Raw genomic sequence first — 18867 nt, 5'->3', positions numbered from 1 at the left:
GAGTAATCAACTGTGAAATATCGGCGCCAATTCGGCTTGTTTTAGTGCACCGCCGCCGCGACGGCGCGGGTCGTATCGACGACCGCGCCGGTCCTCGCCGCTTCGACGATCGCCTCGGTGATACGCAGATTCTGCAAACCGTCCTGCGCGCTGACGAGCGGCGGCTCCTTGCCGTGAATCACGCGCACGAAATGCTCGAGCTGCAGCTTTAGCGGATCGTCGCGCGTCATGTCGGCGACGCTGACGTCGAACGGCTTCCACCACGAGCGGTCCGCGGCTTTGGCGTAGGTCTTCAGACGCATCGTCGGTACCGCGAGCGAGCCGAAGGTGCCCGCGATCACGTAGCAATCTTCGTCCGGATACGACGGATAGGCCTTGTTCTCTTGCGACGTCTGCTCCCAGCTGCGCGCGCTCGCGGCGGTATCGGACAGCATGAAGCTGCCGAGCGCGCCGTTCGCGAAGCGCAGGTTGATCGCGACCGTATCCTCGACCGCAAAGCCGCGCGTGGCATGCGACGAGAAGGCCTGCACGGCGACGATGTCGCCGCACAGCATGCGCAGGTTGTGCACCTCGTGAATCATGTTCAGCAGGATCGGACCGCCGCCGGGCTGGCGCCGCCAGTCGGCGTCGGCGAAGTACTCGTCGGGTTTGAAGAACACCGCGCTGCCCATCACCGCGACGAGCTTGCCGAGCCGTCCCTCGTCGATCAGCTGCCGCGCGCGCGCCATGATCGGACTGTGCGCGCGATGATGACCGATCAGCAGCGGAACGCCGCTGCGCTCGGCGTCGGCGGCGAGCGTTTCCGCTTCGTCGACGCTCGGCGCGATCGGCTTTTCGAGCAGCGTCGGCACGCGCGCCGCTAGGCAACGCGACGCGTGTTCGACGTGCAGCTGGTTCGGCGTTGCGAGAATCACGCCGTCGGGGCGATCGCGTTCGAGCAGCTCGTCGAGCGTGCGGAACAGCGGCACGCCCGCCTCGGCCGCGAGCGCGGCGGCCGCGGGCGACGGATCGACGATCGCCGACAGCGTGCACGCGTCGCTTTGCTGCGCGACCGCCATATGAGCGCGGCCGATGTAGCCCGCGCCGGCGACGGCGATCCGGGTGCTGGTCATGAGCGGGTTCCCTGAAAGTACTGATTAGACGCGCTAACCGGCAAGCGGGCTCAAGCAACGGCCTTTTTCCCGGCGGCCATGCTTTGCGCGCGCAGCGCGTCGTAGCTGAGCTTGTCCATCGGCACGACGTTCTTTTCGCCGAGGTCGCTAAGCCGCACACGGAAGTTCTCGCGCGCGCTCCATGCGGAAATCGCGCAGACGATCGTGATGCCGAACGTGATCGCGCCGATCGTCAGCGGCACGTTGTGCGATCCCGGCGGCGCGACGTAGGCGAACAGGGCCGGCAGCAGAGCGGTGATCGTCGTGCCGATGTTCTGGCCGATCGCCATCGCGGAGACGCGTGAACGCGTCGGGAACAGTTCCGGGTAGAAGCTCGGGAAGATCGCGTTATAGCCTTGATAGATGACGCCCCACATCAGGATCGACATCACCATCGCGAGCGGCACGTTGTGGATGCTGATCGCGTACAGATACGCGAAAGAAAGCAGCCCGGCGCCGAGCGCGCCGACGATGATCGGCAGACGCCGCCCGATCCGGTCGGACAGATTGCCCACATACGGAATCACCAGCACCGCGACGATATTGCCGATCACCGGAATCCACAGATACAGGCTCTTCGAAAAGCCGATTCCATACGACGGCTGCACCGCGTACGCCGCGCCGAAAATCGTCGCGACGACCGGGATCACGTTCATCAGCGAGCACAGCACGACGCGCAGCATGTCGCGCCAGTTGTACTTGAACGCTTCGATGATCGGCGAGCGCGGCACGCCGCCGCTCGCGCCTTCCTTCTCGAACGCGGGCGTTTCGTGGACTTCGCGGCGGATGATGTAGCCGGCGATCAGCACGATCGCGCTGAGCAGGAACGGAATGCGCCAGCCCCACGAGTTGAACGAGGCGTCGTCCATGTAATACGCGAGCGGCAGGAATACCGCGGCGGCGAGAATCTGCCCGGCCTGCACGCCTTGCAGCGTGAAGCTCGCGTAGTAGCCGCGTCGTCCGAATGGCGCGTGCTCGAGGATCATCGAGCTGGCGCCCGAGATTTCACCGGCGACCGCGAAGCCCTGGATCAGCCGCAGCACGACGAGCAGCACCGGTGCAAGAAAGCCGATCTGGTGATAGGTCGGCAGCAAACCCACCGCCATCGTCGACAGACCCATCAGGAACATGCAGAGCAGCAGTACGTTCTTGCGGCCGTGTGTATCGCCCCAGTGCCCGAGCACGATTGCGCCGATCGGCCGCGCGACGTAGCCGACGCCGTAGGTTGCGAGCGATGCGACGATCGCGATCTTGGGGTTGCCGGAAGGGAAGAACAGTTGAGGAAAGATGAGCGCGGCGGCCTGCGCATAGATGAAGAAGTCGTAGTACTCGAGTGCCGAGCCGATCCAGCCGCTGGCGGTTGCCTTGCGCGCCTGCGAGCTATGTCCGCTACTTGCCGATGCGTTCGTTTGCATGTCGTCTCCTGAATGGGAAATGTTTTTGTCAGCTTCTACGGCTGAATCATTGGCGCTTTTAAACGGGCACCGCGCAAGCCAGGATTTTCCTGATCTCGTTGCTGCGGTGCAGCACAACGACATGGTCGACGCATGTCATGCGCCGCCGCGGCGCACTGCGGGTTAACCATGTCTCAGTGCGCGGGGCATTGCATTCAGACCGGCATTCAAACGACCGGCCCTTGCCCAACCAATCCGTTGGAGCTAGGGTAATAGCGTTATGCGCCGACACAATGCGTCCAGATGCAAAATCAGAATGCGCTCACAGCCACGAATGAATCCTTCCTGCGCGATCTGCAGCTGTTCTGTCATATCGCGCGGCGCGGCAGTTTTGTCGCGGCCTCGACGGAGATGGGGCTGTCGCCGTCGCATGTGAGCAAGCGCATCGCAATGCTCGAAGCCGGTCTGGGCGTGAAACTGTTTCAGCGCACCACGCGCCGCGTCAGCGTAACGAGCGACGGCGAAGCCGCGCTGCAATGGGCGCAAAAAATTCTCGATGACGTGCAGGGCATGGCCGACGCGTTCGCCGATCGCCGCACCGAGCTGAGCGGCCTGTTGCGCATCAGCACGAGTTTGCGCCTCGGCCGCAAGCACGTGTCGCCGATTCTCGCGATGCTGCGCGAGCGTCACCCGAACCTCGAAGTCTGGCTCGAACTGCTGGATCGGCGCGCGGATGTGGTCGGCGAGAACTTCGATATCGACGTGCGCGTGGGCGAGGTGCAGGAGCCGCATCTGATCGCGCACAAGATGGTGGAGAGCGCGCGCATTCTGTGCGCGTCACCGGCTTATCTCGAGCAGCACGGTGCGCCGGTCGAACTCAACGATCTGACCGGCCACGATTGCCTGCTGTTTCGCGGCCGCGACGACCGCTTCGGGGTCTGGCGTCTCAGTGGGCCGAACGGCGAAAGGAGCGTGAAGGTGACGGGCACGGTCGCGTCGAACCTGAGCGACATCGTCGTGCAGTGGGCGAAGCAGGGCTACGGGATCGTGATGGTGTCGGTCTGGGACGTGGCCGAGAGCCTGCGCGCGGGCGAACTGGTGCGCGTGCTGCCCGACTATCAGCAATCCGCCGATGTGTGGGCGGTGACGGCCGAGCGCTTGTCGTCGTCGGCGCGGATTCAGGTGTGCATCGAGTTTCTCAGGGAGCAGTTGACACGCGGACCGTATGCACTGGTGACGCGCGGCGTGGGCGGACTCTGAACAGCGCCTGCGTGGGTCCGGCGCTCACCGCTTGCGTGTTTACACGCTCGAAGCCGTATCCTCTTCCGCCGCGTCGAGCTCGCTGCGCTGAAGCGTCGTGACGGAGTCGGGAAACACCGTCGCGGCCGTGACGGGCCGCGGGTCTTCGATGCTGTAACGCAGGCGCCAGCCTTCACGATAGAAGCGCAACTGCCGGTAGCGCATCAGATAGACAAGACCGACAAGCGCCGCGCCGAAGCCCGATGCCGCGCCGACGCCGAGCGCCCAGCGCGGGCCGAAACGGTCGGCGACCCAGCCGACCACCGGCGCGCCGAGCGGTGTGGTGCCGAGCGCGATTGCGAGCAGGATCGCGATGACGCGGCCGCGCATCGCGGGCTCGGTGGTCAGTTGCACGAGGCTATTGGTCGAGGTGGTGAAGGTCTGTGTCGACACGCCGATCACGACCAGCACGATGCCGAACAGCACATAGTTGGGCATCAGCGCGGCTGTGGTGCAGCCGATGCCGAATATCGCGCCCGCGCCGAGCAGTAGCCCGATCGTGGGCCGCGCGCGGCGCGCGGCGAGCAGTGCGCCGGTGACCGAGCCGATCGCCATCGTCGAACTGAGCAGGCCGTACTCGCTGGCGCCGGCACGGAATGCGGTGACGGACATCGTCGAGATGAAAATCGGGAAGTTCAGGCCGAAGGTGCCGATCAGGAACAGCATCAGGAGCGCCGCCTTCAGATCGGGACGCGTCCACACATATTTGAAGCCTTCGACGAAGCTGCCGCGCGAGCGCACATTGCGCGGCTTGATATGCAACTGGTCGAGCCGCAGCATGCGCAGCGCGCCGAGCACCGCGACGAACGACAGCGCATTGATCAGAAACACCCAGCCGCTGCCCACCGACGCGATCAGCAGACCCGCGACCGCCGGGCCGAGCATACGCGCGGCGTTGAACGACGTGGAGTTCAGCCCGACCGCGTTGGCGAGATCGCGTTCGCGGACGAGGTCGGATACGAAGGTCTGGCGCGCGGGGGAATCGAACGCGGTCACGCAGCCGAGTAGCCCAGCGAACACGTAGACCTGCCATAGCTGCACGAGCCCCGTGACCGTGAGCAGACCGAGCGCAAGCGCCAGCGTACCCATCGCCGTCTGCGTCGCGAACAGCAGCTTGCGGCGATCGAAGTGATCGGCCGCGTAGCCGGTGAGCGGCAGCAACAGCATCTGCGGGCCGAATTGCAGCGACATCACGATGCCCACCGCCGTCGCGTTGTGATGCGTAAGCTCGGTGAGCACGAGCCAGTCCTGCGCCGTGCGCTGCATCCACGTGCCGATGTTCGAGACGAGCGCGCCGCTCGCCCAGACACGATAGTTGAATATGCGCAGCGAACGGAACGTGGTGCTCACGGCAGGGGTGTCCTCAACGCGGGGTGGGCTGCATGCGGGTAGTGACTCGCTTCAATTCGGGCTTTAGGCACGCGAGCGTTCGAGCAGATCGAGCACTTCCTGCGTCGTGCCGGTTTCGCCGAGGCGCGGGAAGATGCGCGTGATGCTGTTGGTGTGCGCGTCGGGGTTCAGATCGGTCATCGCGTCGACGACGAGCGTGACGTTCAGGCCTGCCTCGCTCGCGAAACGCGCGGTCGATTCGACGCCGATGCTGGTCGCGATACCGACGAGCACCACTTGCGTGACGCCTTGTTGTTGCAGATACGAGGCCAGATCGGTGTTGGTGAAGGCGCCCCACGTGCGCTTGGTGACCAGATGGTCCGACGGCTGCTGCTTCAGTTCGGGCAGCAGATCGGCGAAACCGGCCGGGAAGTCGGCGGAGCGGCGACCCTGCTCGGTGCGGCCCGGTGCGCCGGCGGTGACGTTCACGAGCACCACCGGCAGGCCGTGGCGGCGGAACGCGTCGACCAGCGTAACCGTGCGTTCGACGATGTCGCCGGCCGGATGGGGCGCGGTGGGCAACGCGACGACGCCGCGCTGCAGATCGACGACGACCAGTGCGGTTTTGGCATCGAGAGTAGTGAGTGCCATGAGGTGCTCCTGCGATTGACGAGTTACAGATCGACGAGGCGTTTCAGCAGATCGACGCCCGTCGCGAGCTGTTGCTGTTCGGCTTGCGTGAAGCGCGTTTGAATCGTGCGATACAGCCAGTCTTCGCGCGCCGCGCGGCTCGCCTTGACCTTCTTGCGAAAGGATGGAGTCAGCGATAGGACCGTCTGCCGTCCATCGTTGGGATCGGGCGCGCCGTTGACGAGCCCCGCGGCTTTCAATGCCGCGAGCGTTTCTCCCATCGACTGCGGACGCATGCCGTGCGCGCGCGCGAGCGCGGTGACCGTGGCCGGTCCTTCGCGTTCCAGCAAATTCAGCACCTGCACCTGCGACGGCGTGAAGTCGCCGACATGCGACTCCTCGCGCAGACGCCGGCGTAGCTTGCCCACCAGCACGCGCAGGTCTTCGGCCAGCGTATGGAGTTCTTCCGGCGTAACGGGGAGAGGGGATTTGCTCATGCGATGAGCTCGCGCGATGACATGATGTGAAGGTATCCTGCTAAGGCTACCTTCTTATTTCGCTCGGGTCAAGATTTGATGTGACGGGACGCCGTACGCGAGGGCGGCGCGACGAACCGCTCAACGCGCCCGCATCCTCCGGTTGAAAAAGCGCCATGCCGCGGCGCCGGCCAGCATCGCACCGCCGAGCGCGAGGCCCAGCAACACCAGCGAACTCAGATGCTCGCGCACCATCGGCACGTTGCCGAACAGATAGCCGGCCGCGATCAGCGACACGATCCACAGCGCCGCCCCGGCGGTGACGAACGTGACGAAGCGCGAGAACATCATTTGCGACACGCCCGCGGCGAACGGCGCGAACGTGCGCACCACGGCGATATAGGGTGAAAGCAGAAAGGTCAGGCGGCCGCGCGCCTCGCTGAACGCGTGGGCGCGGCTCAGCGCATTGCGGTTCAGCCAGTAGTAGTTGCGGGTGTAGACCTTGTCGCCGACCGCGTGGCCGATCGCATACCCGACGATGCTGCCGGCCACCGTCGCGACGAACAGCACGGGCGCGATGATCCACACGTTCAATGCACCGGTGGCCGCGAGCGCGCCGCAGATGAATATCAGTGGATCGCCGGGCAGAAAGAACAGCGGCAGAAAGCCGTATTCGACGAACACGACAACGAACAGCAGTGCGTAGATTGCCGTGCCGAATTGCACGATCAGTGCACTCAGGTGCTGGTCGAGGTGCAGCGCGATCTGCAGCACATTCATCAGGTTCATGTTGGCATGAGCCTCAGGTGGCGTTCGGATCTGATGAGTGTAGTCCCGCGAGCGTAGGTGCAGGGCGCTTACGCGAGTTTATGTCGTTTGCCGCTTGTCGGTATTGCCGCACCGATGTCAAACTCGGGTGATCTTCATCAGATGCAACGCCATGTCGCACGACCCCGCCATCACCTTCCGTTATGCCGCGCCGCACGAAGCGGAAACGATTCGCGCCATCGAATTCGAAGCGGGCCTGCGTTTCGTCGGCGTCGGCATGACCGGAATCGCCGACGCACCGCCGATGGCGCGCGAGGTCGTCGAGCGCAAGATCGAAGCGCGCGAGATCATCGTCGCGCTAGATCAGCAGGAGATTTGCGTGGGCTTCGTGATGTTCGAGCCGCAGTCGACGCGCATCTACGTTCAGGAGCTCGATGTACTGACCTCGCACGCGGGCAGACGCATCGGCGCGGCATTGATCGAAGAGGTCGCGCGAATCGCGCGCGCGCGGAAATTGACGCAACTCGTGCTGTCGACGTATCGCGACGTGCCGTGGAACGCGCCGTACTACCGGCGGCTCGGCTTTCGCGACCTCACCACAGCTGAACTCGACGCGTCGTTGCTCGCGCGGCGCGACGCGCATATCGCACGCGGGCTCGATGAGTCGAAACGGGTTTTCATGCAGCGCGATCTGGTCTAGCGCGCAAAAAAGCGGCGGCCGTGGCTGAAATTCAGTCACGCCCGCCGCTTTGCCATTTCATACAGCGGACATCAGCCCGCTGTCACTGCCGATTACACCGCTTCCAGCGCCGGATAATCGGTGTAGCCGATTTCACCGCGCGCATAGAACGTCGCCGGAACCGGCTTGTTCAGCGGCGCATCTTCAGCGAAGCGGCGCACCAGATCCGGATTCGCGATGTACAGCTGACCCCAGGCCACCGCATCCGCTTCACCGGCGTCGAGCACCTGCTGCGCGGTTTCCTTCGTGAATTTTTCGTTCACGATGTACGGGCCGCCGAACGCTTCCTTCAGCTGCGGGCCGAGGCGGTCGTCGCCGAGCGCTTCACGCGCCGCGATAAACGCGATCTTGCGCTTGCCGAGTTCGCGCGCGACATAGCCGAACGTTGCTGCCGGATCGGAGTCGCCCATCGTATGCGCGTCGCGGCGCGGCGCGAGATGCACGCCGACGCGGTGTGCGCCCCACACGCTGATGCAGGCGTCGGTGACTTCGAGCAGCAGACGCGCGCGGTTCTCGATCGGGCCGCCGTAGGCATCGGTGCGCTTGTTGGTGCTGTCCTGCAGGAACTGGTCGAGCAGATAGCCGTTCGCGCCGTGCACTTCGACGCCGTCGAAGCCTGCTGCCTTGGCGTTTTCCGCGCCCTTGCGGAATGCTTCGACGACACCGGCGATTTCATCGAGCTCGAGCGCGCGCGGCGTCACGAACGGACGCTCGGGACGCACGAGGCTCACATGACCGCCGGCCGCGATCGCGCTCGGCGCCACCGGTAGCTCGCCGTTCAGGAACACCGGGTCCGAAATACGGCCGACGTGCCACAACTGCAGGAAGATCTTGCCGCCCGCGTCGTGCACGGCCTGCGTGACGAGCTTCCAGCCTTCGACCTGCTCCTGCGACCAGATGCCCGGCGTGTCCGCGTAGCCGACGCCCTGCGGCGTGACCGACGTCGCTTCGCTGAGGATCAGGCCGGCGCTCGCGCGTTCGGCGTAGTAGCGCGCCATCAGCGCGTTCGGCACGCGGATTTCCTCGGCGCGCTGACGCGTGAGCGGCGCCATGATGATGCGGTTCGGCAATGTGATATCGCCAATTTGCAGCGGATCGAAAAGAGTCGGCATGAGAGTTCACCTTTGGCGGCGGGCAGGGCCCGAGCCTCATAAAACTGCGTGAAAAAGGAAACGCGGCGATGCGAGTGCGGTGCTCAGAGCGTGGTGTTCATGTATTCGAGGAACGCCTGAATGACGGGCTCGTTGCGTTTGAAAAACACCCATTGACCGACCCGTTTCGACGTGACGAGCCCCGCGCGCTGCAACGCGGCGAGATGCGCCGACACGGTGGACTGCGACAGGCCGCAGCGCGCGTCGATCTTGCCCGCGCACACGCCGTGGTCGAGCGGCAGCTCCTGATCGGCGAAATGCGCTTGCGGCTCGCGCAGCCAGCCGAGAATCTCCCGGCGGACCGGGTTGGCCAGCGCTTTGTGGATCGCGTCGAAATCGGGCGTCATGTGGATGGTTTCAGGGGATTCGACAAGCGGCACGCTGGTTGGCGTGCGCGCATTGCATCGCTACAGTACGAATCATATATCGCAATTTAGCGATATGGGTGAAGGCACTACTGCGAATGGGGCGATAGGTATCGACATGAAGTTTTGTTCGCGCTGAGTGGCGGTGCGCGGCGATTGACGAGCAACTACGAGTTGCAGCCTCGCCGTGCCGGCGCGATGAGTGCGTCACTGGCGCTGCCATGTTGGATTCTTGCGGGCGTACAGGGGCTTAACGATCCCGCAGGCCCGCGAAGTCGAACAGGAACAGGCGCACTTCGCGCCATCATCGATCCGTTTTGCTCCCTGGCACTGATGGGGCATACAGCTCGACCTCGCGACCCTAACAGGCGGGGTCTGCAGCGAAACCCGCCAAGCCACGCGTACAGTCGAACTTGCCCCAATAGCGCTTCTTTCGAGGCGTCGATTCAAGGTCCGGCCGACCGTTGCGCGCAGCAATTTCAGATGAAACGGTAGGTCGCTCGATAGAGCACCGGCAGCGACGAACTCATCTGCTGCACCCAGTCGCCGTTGCCTCCTCTTTTGCGAGATCTGGTTCCGGTGCAGATTTAAACGGCGGCATCAGTTCGGCTCGCATCTGCTCGCTCTTGATCGTTCCGTCTTGAACGCCGCGAGCGGGTCCGTCGGGCTCACTTCGCCATCTTCCCGGTCCAGTTGCCTACGTTGTCGCATTCACACTTGGCGAATTCTATTTCTACAGTCATCCAATTTTTTTGCCCTATTTGTTGTTTTTCCTCCTTTTCCTTTTCATCGCGAAAAGATCCAAAAATCGATGGCAAAGCATTTGTCGATAAAGCCGAGCCTGCGGCTTTGTCCTATGTATTGTGTGGAGACTTTAGGACGAGGCTGATTATCTTGCTTATCCAAAAAAAATAAGATTATCCGGAACTTTAGTCGTGAGCAAGTCGTTTCGATTTTTGTGTTCATAGGCAATTCTTTAATGCCTCAAATGCAAATTCTTTCATTCACACCCCCATCGGGCGGGGTGGCCGTGAATGATGCGCGGTATTGAGAAACGATTTGTAGGTAAGTGAAAGATTTCAGAGGAAAAGAAAAATTAACGTCTCTTTCGCGGCGGCCAAGGGCGACGACGAATAACGCGGACGTCGCAATCTCTGATGCCAAATTTTAGTTTTGAGAAAGGATTGGATTATGAATAAGTCGTATAAAAGTGTCTGGAATGAATCCCGTGGCACCTGGGTCGCAACTTCAGAGTTGACGACGTCTCGTGGTAAGCGAAGCAAGTCATCGGCGATTGCAAGCGTAGCTGCGGCCTTGTTTGTAGTGGGTCAAGGGCTTGTCGGCAGCGCGCAGGCTGAGACGGCGCATTATGCGGCCGGCGAAGGCGCGGTTGCCGGCAAACCTGGTGTGTGGGCGCACCCCTGCCAAGTCGGCGAGTGCGCAAACCCTTGGGAATTTGCCAATCCGAATTATCCTGCTCCGCCGAACGTCAGCAGTACTGCTGTCGGATCTAGCGCTGCTGCGCAGCTAGGTGGCGTCGCGCTCGGGGACCATGCGGCAGCCGAAGCTGGGTTCGGCGTGGCATTGGGCGCCTATTCGTTGGCGTCAGGTTCCTTCGCGACGGCGGTCGGTACGAGCGCTGTCGCCAGCGGAAGAGATACGACTGCAGTTGGACTCAATGCGTTGGCATCTGCTGATAGGTCGATAGTGCTCGGAAGCTGGGGTGTGGCATCTGGCGTCGACTCCATGGCACTTGGCTACAAGACCACTGCGACAGGAACTGACTCGGTGGCGCTTGGTGGTGAGGCTACTTCCTCGGGCCCGGAGGCAATTGCAGCTGGTTATCAGGCTGCTTCGACGGCAGATCTTGCTACGTCGCTCGGTTCGCGAGCTACGTCGTCAGCGTATGGCGCCACGGCACTTGGAGCTTCTGCTGCTGCGAATGGCGGTGCGGCCACCGCGGTTGGTGTGTACGCCGAGGCGTCAGGGGTTGCCTCGGTGGCGCTCGGTGCTGGCGCCGTTGCAACGTCGGACAATTCGGTGGCGCTCGGTGCGAACTCGAGGACGGCATCCGCGGTGGGCACGGCGGGTACAACCATCCGTGGGACGGAGTATACGTTTGCAGGTGCGAACCCGACGAGCACGGTGAGCGTGGGCAGCGTGGGTAACGAGCGGACGATCACGAACGTGGCCGCCGGGCGCCTGAGCGCGACGAGCACCGATGCGGTCAATGGTTCGCAACTGTATGCAACGAACCAGGCAATTGAGCAGATCAGCCAGGCGAGCAACGCAGGCTGGAACGTGAGCGCGCAGGGCGCGAACGCGACGAACGTGGCGCCGGGCGGCACGGTCGACCTGAAGAACACCGATGGCAACCTCGCGGTGAGCAAGGGCACGGCCGGCAACGACGTGAACTTCGATCTGGCACGCGACCTGAAGGTCGACAGCGTGACGATGGGTGACACGGTGGTGAACAACGACGGCCTGACCATCAAGAACGGCCCGAGCATCACCACGGGTGGCATCGACGCGGGCGGCAGCAAGATCATCAACGTGGCGGCGGGGGTCGACGCTGGCGACGCGGTGAACAAGGAGCAGCTCGACGAGGTCGGCAAGACGGCCAGCGCAGGCTGGAACGTGAGCGCGCAGGGCGCGAACGCGACGAACGTGGCGCCGGGCGGCACGGTCGACCTGAAGAACACCGATGGCAACCTCGCGGTGAGCAAGGGCACGGCCGGCAACGACGTGAACTTCGATCTGGCACGCGACCTGAAGGTCGACAGCGTGACGATGGGTGACACGGTGGTGAACAACGACGGCCTGACCATCAAGAACGGCCCGAGCATCACCACGGGTGGCATCGACGCGGGCGGCAGCAAGATCATCAACGTGGCGGCGGGTGTCGACGCTGGCGACGCGGTGAACAAGGAGCAGCTCGACGAGGTCGGCAAGACGGCCAGCGCAGGCTGGAACGTGAGCGCGCAGGGCGCGAACGCGACGAACGTGGCGCCGGGCGGCACGGTCGACCTGAAGAACACCGATGGCAACCTCGCGGTGAGCAAGGGCACGGCCGGCAACGACGTGAACTTCGATCTGGCACGCGACCTGAAGGTCGACAGCGTGACGATGGGTGACACGGTGGTGAACAACGACGGCCTGACCATCAAGAACGGCCCGAGCATCACCACGGGTGGCATCGACGCGGGCGGCAGCAAGATCATCAACGTGGCGGCGGGGGTCGACGCTGGCGACGCGGTGAACAAGGAGCAGCTCGACGAGGTCGGCAAGACGGCCAGCGCAGGCTGGAACGTGAGCGCGCAGGGCGCGAATGCGACGAACGTGGCGCCGGGCGGCACGGTCGACCTGAAGAACACCGATGGCAACCTCGCGGTGAGCAAGGGCACGACCGGCAACGACGTGAACTTCGATCTGGCACGCGACCTGAAGGTCGACAGCGTGACGATGGGTGACACGGTGGTGAACAACGACGGCCTGACCATCAAGAACGGCCCGAGCATCACCACGGGTGGCATCGACGCGGGCGGCAGCAAGATCATCAACGTGGCGGCGGGGGTCGACGCTGGCGACGCGGTGAACAAGGAGCAGCTCGACGAGGTCGGCAAGACGGCCAGCGCAGGCTGGAACGTGAGCGCGCAGGGCGCGAACGCGACGAACGTGGCGCCGGGCGGCACGGTCGACCTGAAGAACACCGATGGCAACCTCGCGGTGAGCAAGGGCACGACCGGCAACGACGTGAACTTCGATCTGGCACGCGACCTGAAGGTCGACAGCGTGACGATGGGTGACACGGTGGTGAACAACGACGGCCTGACCATCAAGAACGGCCCGAGCATCACCACGGGTGGCATCGACGCGGGCGGCAGCAAGATCATCAACGTGGCGGCGGGGGTCGACGCTGGCGACGCGGTGAACAAGGAGCAGCTCGACGAGGTCGGCAAGACGGCCAGCGCAGGCTGGAACGTGAGCGCGCAGGGCGCGAACGCGACGAACGTGGCGCCGGGCGGCACGGTCGACCTGAAGAACACCGATGGCAACCTCGCGGTGAGCAAGGGCACGGCCGGCAACGACGTGAACTTCGATCTGGCACGCGACCTGAAGGTCGACAGCGTGACGATGGGTGACACGGTGGTGAACAACGACGGCCTGACCATCAAGAACGGCCCGAGCATCACCACGGGTGGCATCGACGCGGGCGGCAGCAAGATCATCAACGTGGCGGCGGGGGTCGACGCTGGCGACGCGGTGAACAAGGAGCAGCTCGACGAGGTCGGCAAGACGGCCAGCGCAGGCTGGAACGTGAGCGCGCAGGGCGCGAACGCGACGAACGTGGCGCCGGGCGGCACGGTCGACCTGAAGAACACCGATGGCAACCTCGCGGTGAGCAAGGGCACGGCCGGCAACGACGTGAACTTCGATCTGGCACGCGACCTGAAGGTCGACAGCGTGACGATGGGTGACACGGTGGTGAACAACGACGGCCTGACCATCAAGAACGGCCCGAGCATCACCACGGGTGGCATCGACGCGGGCGGCAGCAAGATCATCAACGTGGCGGCGGGGGTCGACGCTGGCGACGCGGTGAACAAGGAGCAGCTCGACGAGGTCGGCAAGACGGCCAGCGCAGGCTGGAACGTGAGCGCGCAGGGCGCGAATGCGACGAACGTGGCGCCGGGCGGCACGGTCGACCTGAAGAACACCGATGGCAACCTCGCGGTGAGCAAGGGCACGACCGGCAACGACGTGAACTTCGATCTGGCACGCGACCTGAAGGTCGACAGCGTGACGATGGGTGACACGGTGGTGAACAACGACGGCCTGACCATCAAGAACGGCCCGAGCATCACCACGGGTGGCATCGACGCGGGCGGCAGCAAGATCATCAACGTGGCGGCGGGGGTCGACGCTGGCGACGCGGTGAACAAGGAGCAGCTCGACGAGGTCGGCAAGACGGCCAGCGCAGGCTGGAACGTGAGCGCGCAGGGCGCGAACGCGACGAACGTGGCGCCGGGCGGCACGGTCGACCTGAAGAACACCGATGGCAACCTCGCGGTGAGCAAGGGCACGGCCGGCAACGACGTGAACTTCGATCTGGCACGCGACCTGAAGGTCGACAGCGTGACGATGGGTGACACGGTGGTGAACAACGACGGCCTGACCATCAAGAACGGCCCGAGCATCACCACGGGTGGCATCGACGCGGGCGGCAGCAAGATCATCAACGTGGCGGCGGGGGTCGACGCTGGCGACGCGGTGAACAAGGAGCAGCTCGACGAGGTCGGCAAGACGGCCAGCGCAGGCTGGAACGTGAGCGCGCAGGGCGCGAACGCGACGAACGTGGCGCCGGGCGGCACGGTCGACCTGAAGAACACCGATGGCAACCTCGCGGTGAGCAAGGGCACGGCCGGCAACGACGTGAACTTCGATCTGGCACGCGACCTGAAGGTCGACAGCGTGACGATGGGTGACACGGTGGTGAACAACGACGGCCTGACCATCAAGAACGGCCCGAGCATCACCACGGGTGGCATCGACGCGGGCGGCAGCAAGATCATCAACGTGGCGGCGGGGGTCGACGCTGGCGACGCGGTGAACAAGGAGCAGCTCGACGAGGTCGGCAAGACGGCCAGCGCAGGCTGGAACGTGAGCGCGCAGGGCGCGAACGCGACGAACGTGGCGCCGGGCGGCACGGTCGACCTGAAGAACACCGATGGCAACCTCGCGGTGAGCAAGGGCACGGCCGGCAACGACGTGAACTTCGATCTGGCACGCGACCTGAAGGTCGACAGCGTGACGATGGGTGACACGGTGGTGAACAACGACGGCCTGACCATCAAGAACGGCCCGAGCATCACCACGGGTGGCATCGACGCGGGCGGCAGCAAGATCATCAACGTGGCGGCGGGGGTCGACGCTGGCGACGCGGTGAACAAGGAGCAGCTCGACGAGGTCGGCAAGACGGCCAGCGCAGGCTGGAACGTGAGCGCGCAGGGCGCGAACGCGACGAACGTGGCGCCGGGCGGCACGGTCGACCTGAAGAACACCGATGGCAACCTCGCGGTGAGCAAGGGCACGGCCGGCAACGACGTGAACTTCGATCTGGCACGCGACCTGAAGGTCGACAGCGTGACGATGGGTGACACGGTGGTGAACAACGACGGCCTGACCATCAAGAACGGCCCGAGCATCACCACGGGTGGCATCGACGCGGGCGGCAGCAAGATCATCAACGTGGCGGCGGGGGTCGACGCTGGCGACGCGGTGAACAAGGAGCAGCTCGACGAGGTCGGCAAGACGGCCAGCGCAGGCTGGAACGTGAGCGCGCAGGGCGCGAATGCGACGAACGTGGCGCCGGGCGGCACGGTCGACCTGAAGAACACCGATGGCAACCTCGCGGTGAGCAAGGGCACGACCGGCAACGACGTGAACTTCGATCTGGCACGCGACCTGAAGGTCGACAGCGTGACGATGGGTGACACGGTGGTGAACAACGACGGCCTGACCATCAAGAACGGCCCGAGCATCACCACGGGTGGCATCGACGCGGGCGGCAAGACCATCACGAACGTGGCGGAAGGTGTGAACCCGGGCGATGCGGTCAACATGGCGCAGCTGACCGAGACCAACACGAACGTGACAAACCTGGGCGACCAGGTGACGACCATCGGCGACCAGGTGACGAGCATCGGCGAGCAGGTGACGAACGTGTACGAGAAGGGCACGAAGTACTTCCATGCGAACTCGACGGGTGCAGATTCGTCGGCGCTGGGTGAGGACTCGGTGGCAATCGGTATGGGTGCGGTGTCGAACAACGCGAATGATGTGGCGCTGGGCGCAGGCTCGACGACGGCAGCGGCGGTGGGTACGGCTGGAGCGACCATCGGCGGGACGGCGTATGCGTTCGCCGGTGCCAACCCGACGAGCACGGTGAGCGTGGGCAGCATGGGTAACGAGCGCACGATCACGAACGTGGCCGCCGGTCGCCTGAGCGCGACGAGCACGGACGCGGTGAACGGCTCTCAGCTGTACGCGACGAACCAGCAGGTAGACCAACTGAGCGAGGACATCAGGAATGGTGCGGGCAGCGGGACGGATCCGCTGGCGGTGCATTACGACGACTCGTCGAAGGGCGCGATCACGCTGGGCGACGGCATCCATGGCACGAAGGTCACGAACGTGGCCGAAGGCGAGCTGTCGTCGACGAGCACGGACGCGGTGAACGGCTCGCAGCTGTACGCCACGAACCAGCAGGTGGACCAGAACACGAAGTCGATCACCAACCTGGGTGACCAGGTGACGAACGTGTACGAGAACGGTACGAAGTACTTCCATGCGAACTCGACGGGTGCAGATTCGTCTGCGCTGGGTGAGGATTCGGTGGCAATCGGTATGGGTGCGGTGTCGAACAACGCAAATGATGTGGCGCTGGGCGCAGGCTCGACGACGTCTGCCGCGGTGGGCACGAGCGGCGCGACCATTGGCGGGACGGAGCATGCGTTCGCCGGTGCCAACCCGACGAGCACGGTGAGCGTGGGCAGCGACGGTAGCGAACGCACGATCACGAACGTGGCCGCCGGTCGCCTGAGCGCGACGAGCACGGACGCGGTGAACGGCTCGCAGTTGTATGCAACGAATCAGGCACTGGACCAGATCGGTAGCAATATGACCAACCTGGATCTAGGCGTGGTCAAGTACGACATCAACACCGATGGCACGGTGAACTACAACAGCGTGACGCTGGGTGGCGGCCGGTCGTCTGGTCCAGTGGTGTTGACCAACGTTGCCGCAGGATCGTCAACTTATGACGCTGTGAACTACGGTCAGCTGCAAGCGCTGCAGAACGAGGTGACCAATGTCAACAGCCGAGTCACCAACATTGAGAACAACGGTGGCTCGGGAGGCAACGGTGGATCGGGCAGCAATCCGTACTTCAACGCAACGGATACCTCGTCGGATGATAGTGCCGTTGTCAACGCTGCGGCGCCGGGTACGGGTGCGGGCAGCACCACGGCTGGTTCCGGTGCGGTGGCTACGAGTGACAACGGTACAGCAGTCGGTTCGAACGCCAACGCCTCGGACAGTGCAGTGGCAATAGGCTCAGGCGCCGCGGCATCCTCTGGTGCGGTTGCAGTGGGTCAGGGTGCGCAAGCCACGGCCTCCAGCTCGGTTGCCTTGGGTCAGGATTCGGTTGCTGATCGGGAGAACACTGTCTCTGTGGGCTCCGCTGGGAGACAGCGTCAGGTCACCAACGTCGCGGCTGGCTCACAGGCAACCGATGCCGTCAACGTCTCGCAGCTGACGACCGTGGTTGATGGTCTGGGCGGCGGCGCCAGCATCGATCCGACGACCGGTGCGGTGACCGGACCGTCGTATCAGCTCTCAGGTGGCACATACTCAAACGTGGGTGATGCCCTGTCGGGCCTCGACGACCGCATGAACGCTGCAGACCAGGCGATCAACGATGTGGCTAGGGGCGCTTACTCGGGTATTGCGGCGGCCACTGCGCTGACGATGATTCCGGACGTCGATAAGGACAAGACGCTGTCGATCGGTATTGGTGGCGGGACCTATAAGGGCTATCAGGCTGTCGCGATCGGTGGTACGGCGCGCATCACGCAAAACATCAAGATGAAAGCGGGTGTTGGCTTGTCCAGCGGTGGAACGACTGTCGGGGTGGGCGCCTCGTACCAGTGGTAAGCGTTTAGTAAGAGGGGGTGCGCCCCCTCTCTCTCCCCTTCGAATCAAACAATTTTTTCTTCTTTCGCTTCAAGCGAATCTACAAAACATGAAAAAGCACTTTTCAGTTTATCCACGCCTGGCATTGCTGGGCTCAGTATTGGGGCTTGTGGCGGCATGTACGACGCAATCGGGCCCGACCTACAACGCACATGCAATCGTTGCTCCGGACCAGAAAGCGCCGACTTATCGCGTCGAGTGCGGTGGTCTGCTCGAAAGTTCGCAAACCTGTTTCATGGTGGCGGCCGAGATCTGCAAGGACAAGCCTGTCACGCTGGTGCAGGCCGTTGATGGAGTCAGGTCCGGTGTCAATACGAAAGATCCGCGCGAGGTTACCTTCATGTGCGGAAAACCGGTTGAGGCGCAAGCTGTCCCCGCCCCGGTTGCCCAACCTCCATCTCAACCGAAACCCGAACCTCGACCTCAATCCCAGTCTCAAGAGCGCCGCCAGGTCCTGCTGCAGGGCGACGCGAATTTCGCCACGGACAGCGCCGTATTGAGTAGTGCGGCAAAGGCGAGTCTCGATAATTTCATGCGCGTGAATGAGGGCATCAACTTCCGACGTGTGACGATAATTGGTTACACGGATTCGACCGGCACACGAGCCCACAACCAGAAATTGTCGGAAGCGCGTGCCCAGTCGGTCCTGCAATACCTGCGTAACCGCGGGTTGTTGGCCCAGAGTTTCGTCGCCGAGGGCGCGGCTGCGGATGATCCGGTCGCCTCGAATGCGACGGCTGAAGGGCGCGCGCACAATCGCCGCGTGGAAGTGCGCGTCGTAGCGTCTGGAGTCATCTCCTGATCGTCCCGT

The 18867-nt window shown here is 63.8% G+C and carries 12 protein-coding genes and 1 pseudogene; 5 read left to right on the top strand and 8 right to left on the bottom strand.

From position 1 onward, the window contains the following. Nucleotides 1-41 precede the first annotated feature (41 nt). Together QFZ91_RS33540 and QFZ91_RS33535 are read right to left on the bottom strand one after the other, a co-directional pair. On the bottom strand, nucleotides 42-1112 hold the full coding sequence (locus tag QFZ91_RS33540) for a Gfo/Idh/MocA family protein (RefSeq protein WP_429569829.1): 1071 nt from the start codon (nucleotides 1110-1112) through the stop codon (nucleotides 42-44). A gap of 50 nt (nucleotides 1113-1162) precedes the next feature. Beyond that, complete coding sequence (locus tag QFZ91_RS33535) at nucleotides 1163-2566, bottom strand: MFS transporter (protein WP_368622104.1); 1404 nt, start codon at nucleotides 2564-2566, stop codon at nucleotides 1163-1165. A gap of 282 nt (nucleotides 2567-2848) precedes the next feature. Between QFZ91_RS33535 and QFZ91_RS33530 the strand changes: the two genes are divergently transcribed. Continuing rightward, nucleotides 2849-3805 (top strand): LysR family transcriptional regulator, encoded by a 957-nt coding sequence (locus tag QFZ91_RS33530; protein ID WP_429569828.1) that lies wholly within the window; start codon nucleotides 2849-2851, stop codon nucleotides 3803-3805. 39 nt (nucleotides 3806-3844) lie between these two features. Here the strand turns inward: QFZ91_RS33530 and QFZ91_RS33525 are convergent, their stop codons facing one another. The 4 genes from QFZ91_RS33525 to QFZ91_RS33510 all read right to left on the bottom strand — a co-directional run bounded on the left by QFZ91_RS33525 (nucleotide 3845) and on the right by QFZ91_RS33510 (nucleotide 7068). Then, nucleotides 3845-5194, bottom strand: a complete 1350-nt coding sequence (locus tag QFZ91_RS33525; RefSeq protein ID WP_429569827.1) for an MFS transporter — start codon at nucleotides 5192-5194, stop codon at nucleotides 3845-3847. Nucleotides 5195-5257: 63 nt separating this feature from the next. Beyond that, nucleotides 5258-5824: an isochorismatase family protein gene (locus tag QFZ91_RS33520; protein WP_429569826.1), complete on the bottom strand. Its 567-nt coding sequence runs from the start codon at nucleotides 5822-5824 to the stop codon at nucleotides 5258-5260. Between the two features lie 23 nt (nucleotides 5825-5847). Continuing rightward, a complete protein-coding gene (locus tag QFZ91_RS33515) occupies nucleotides 5848-6300 on the bottom strand; it encodes a MarR family winged helix-turn-helix transcriptional regulator (protein ID WP_176380971.1) in 453 nt (150 codons plus the stop codon). Between the two features lie 120 nt (nucleotides 6301-6420). After that, a complete protein-coding gene (locus QFZ91_RS33510) occupies nucleotides 6421-7068 on the bottom strand; it encodes a VTT domain-containing protein (RefSeq protein ID WP_429569825.1) in 648 nt (215 codons plus the stop codon). Between the two features lie 151 nt (nucleotides 7069-7219). Here QFZ91_RS33510 and QFZ91_RS33505 point away from each other — a divergent pair, with 151 nt between their 5' ends. After that, nucleotides 7220-7747 carry a GNAT family N-acetyltransferase gene (locus QFZ91_RS33505; protein ID WP_429569824.1) on the top strand — a complete coding sequence of 176 codons (528 nt, stop codon included), beginning with the start codon at nucleotides 7220-7222 and terminating at the stop codon, nucleotides 7745-7747. 92 nt (nucleotides 7748-7839) lie between these two features. Here the strand turns inward: QFZ91_RS33505 and QFZ91_RS33500 are convergent, their stop codons facing one another. Next, on the bottom strand, nucleotides 7840-8898 hold the full coding sequence (locus QFZ91_RS33500) for an alkene reductase (RefSeq protein WP_429569823.1): 1059 nt from the start codon (nucleotides 8896-8898) through the stop codon (nucleotides 7840-7842). An 83-nt stretch (nucleotides 8899-8981) separates the two neighbouring features. Beyond that, nucleotides 8982-9284, bottom strand: coding sequence for an ArsR/SmtB family transcription factor (locus QFZ91_RS33495; RefSeq protein ID WP_176107853.1), 303 nt, complete (start codon nucleotides 9282-9284; stop codon nucleotides 8982-8984). A gap of 1209 nt (nucleotides 9285-10493) precedes the next feature. On the opposite strand from QFZ91_RS33495, the pseudogene QFZ91_RS33490 reads away from it, so the two are divergent. From QFZ91_RS33490 to QFZ91_RS33480, 3 genes and pseudogenes are all read left to right on the top strand, one after another. Continuing rightward, nucleotides 10494-11351: pseudogene (locus QFZ91_RS33490) on the top strand (ESPR-type extended signal peptide-containing protein); the annotation flags it as partial. A 96-nt stretch (nucleotides 11352-11447) separates the two neighbouring features. Further along, complete coding sequence (locus QFZ91_RS33485; protein ID WP_429570941.1) at nucleotides 11448-18017, top strand: YadA-like family protein; 6570 nt, start codon at nucleotides 11448-11450, stop codon at nucleotides 18015-18017. An 88-nt stretch (nucleotides 18018-18105) separates the two neighbouring features. After that, nucleotides 18106-18858 carry an OmpA family protein gene (locus tag QFZ91_RS33480; protein ID WP_429569822.1) on the top strand — a complete coding sequence of 251 codons (753 nt, stop codon included), beginning with the start codon at nucleotides 18106-18108 and terminating at the stop codon, nucleotides 18856-18858. Nucleotides 18859-18867: the final 9 nt, after the last annotated feature.

Source organism: Paraburkholderia sp. JPY419, assembly GCF_050435705.1.
In the GTDB taxonomy this organism is placed as follows: domain Bacteria; phylum Pseudomonadota; class Gammaproteobacteria; order Burkholderiales; family Burkholderiaceae; genus Paraburkholderia; species Paraburkholderia youngii.
This window is presented reverse-complemented; position numbering and strand designations above follow the sequence as displayed.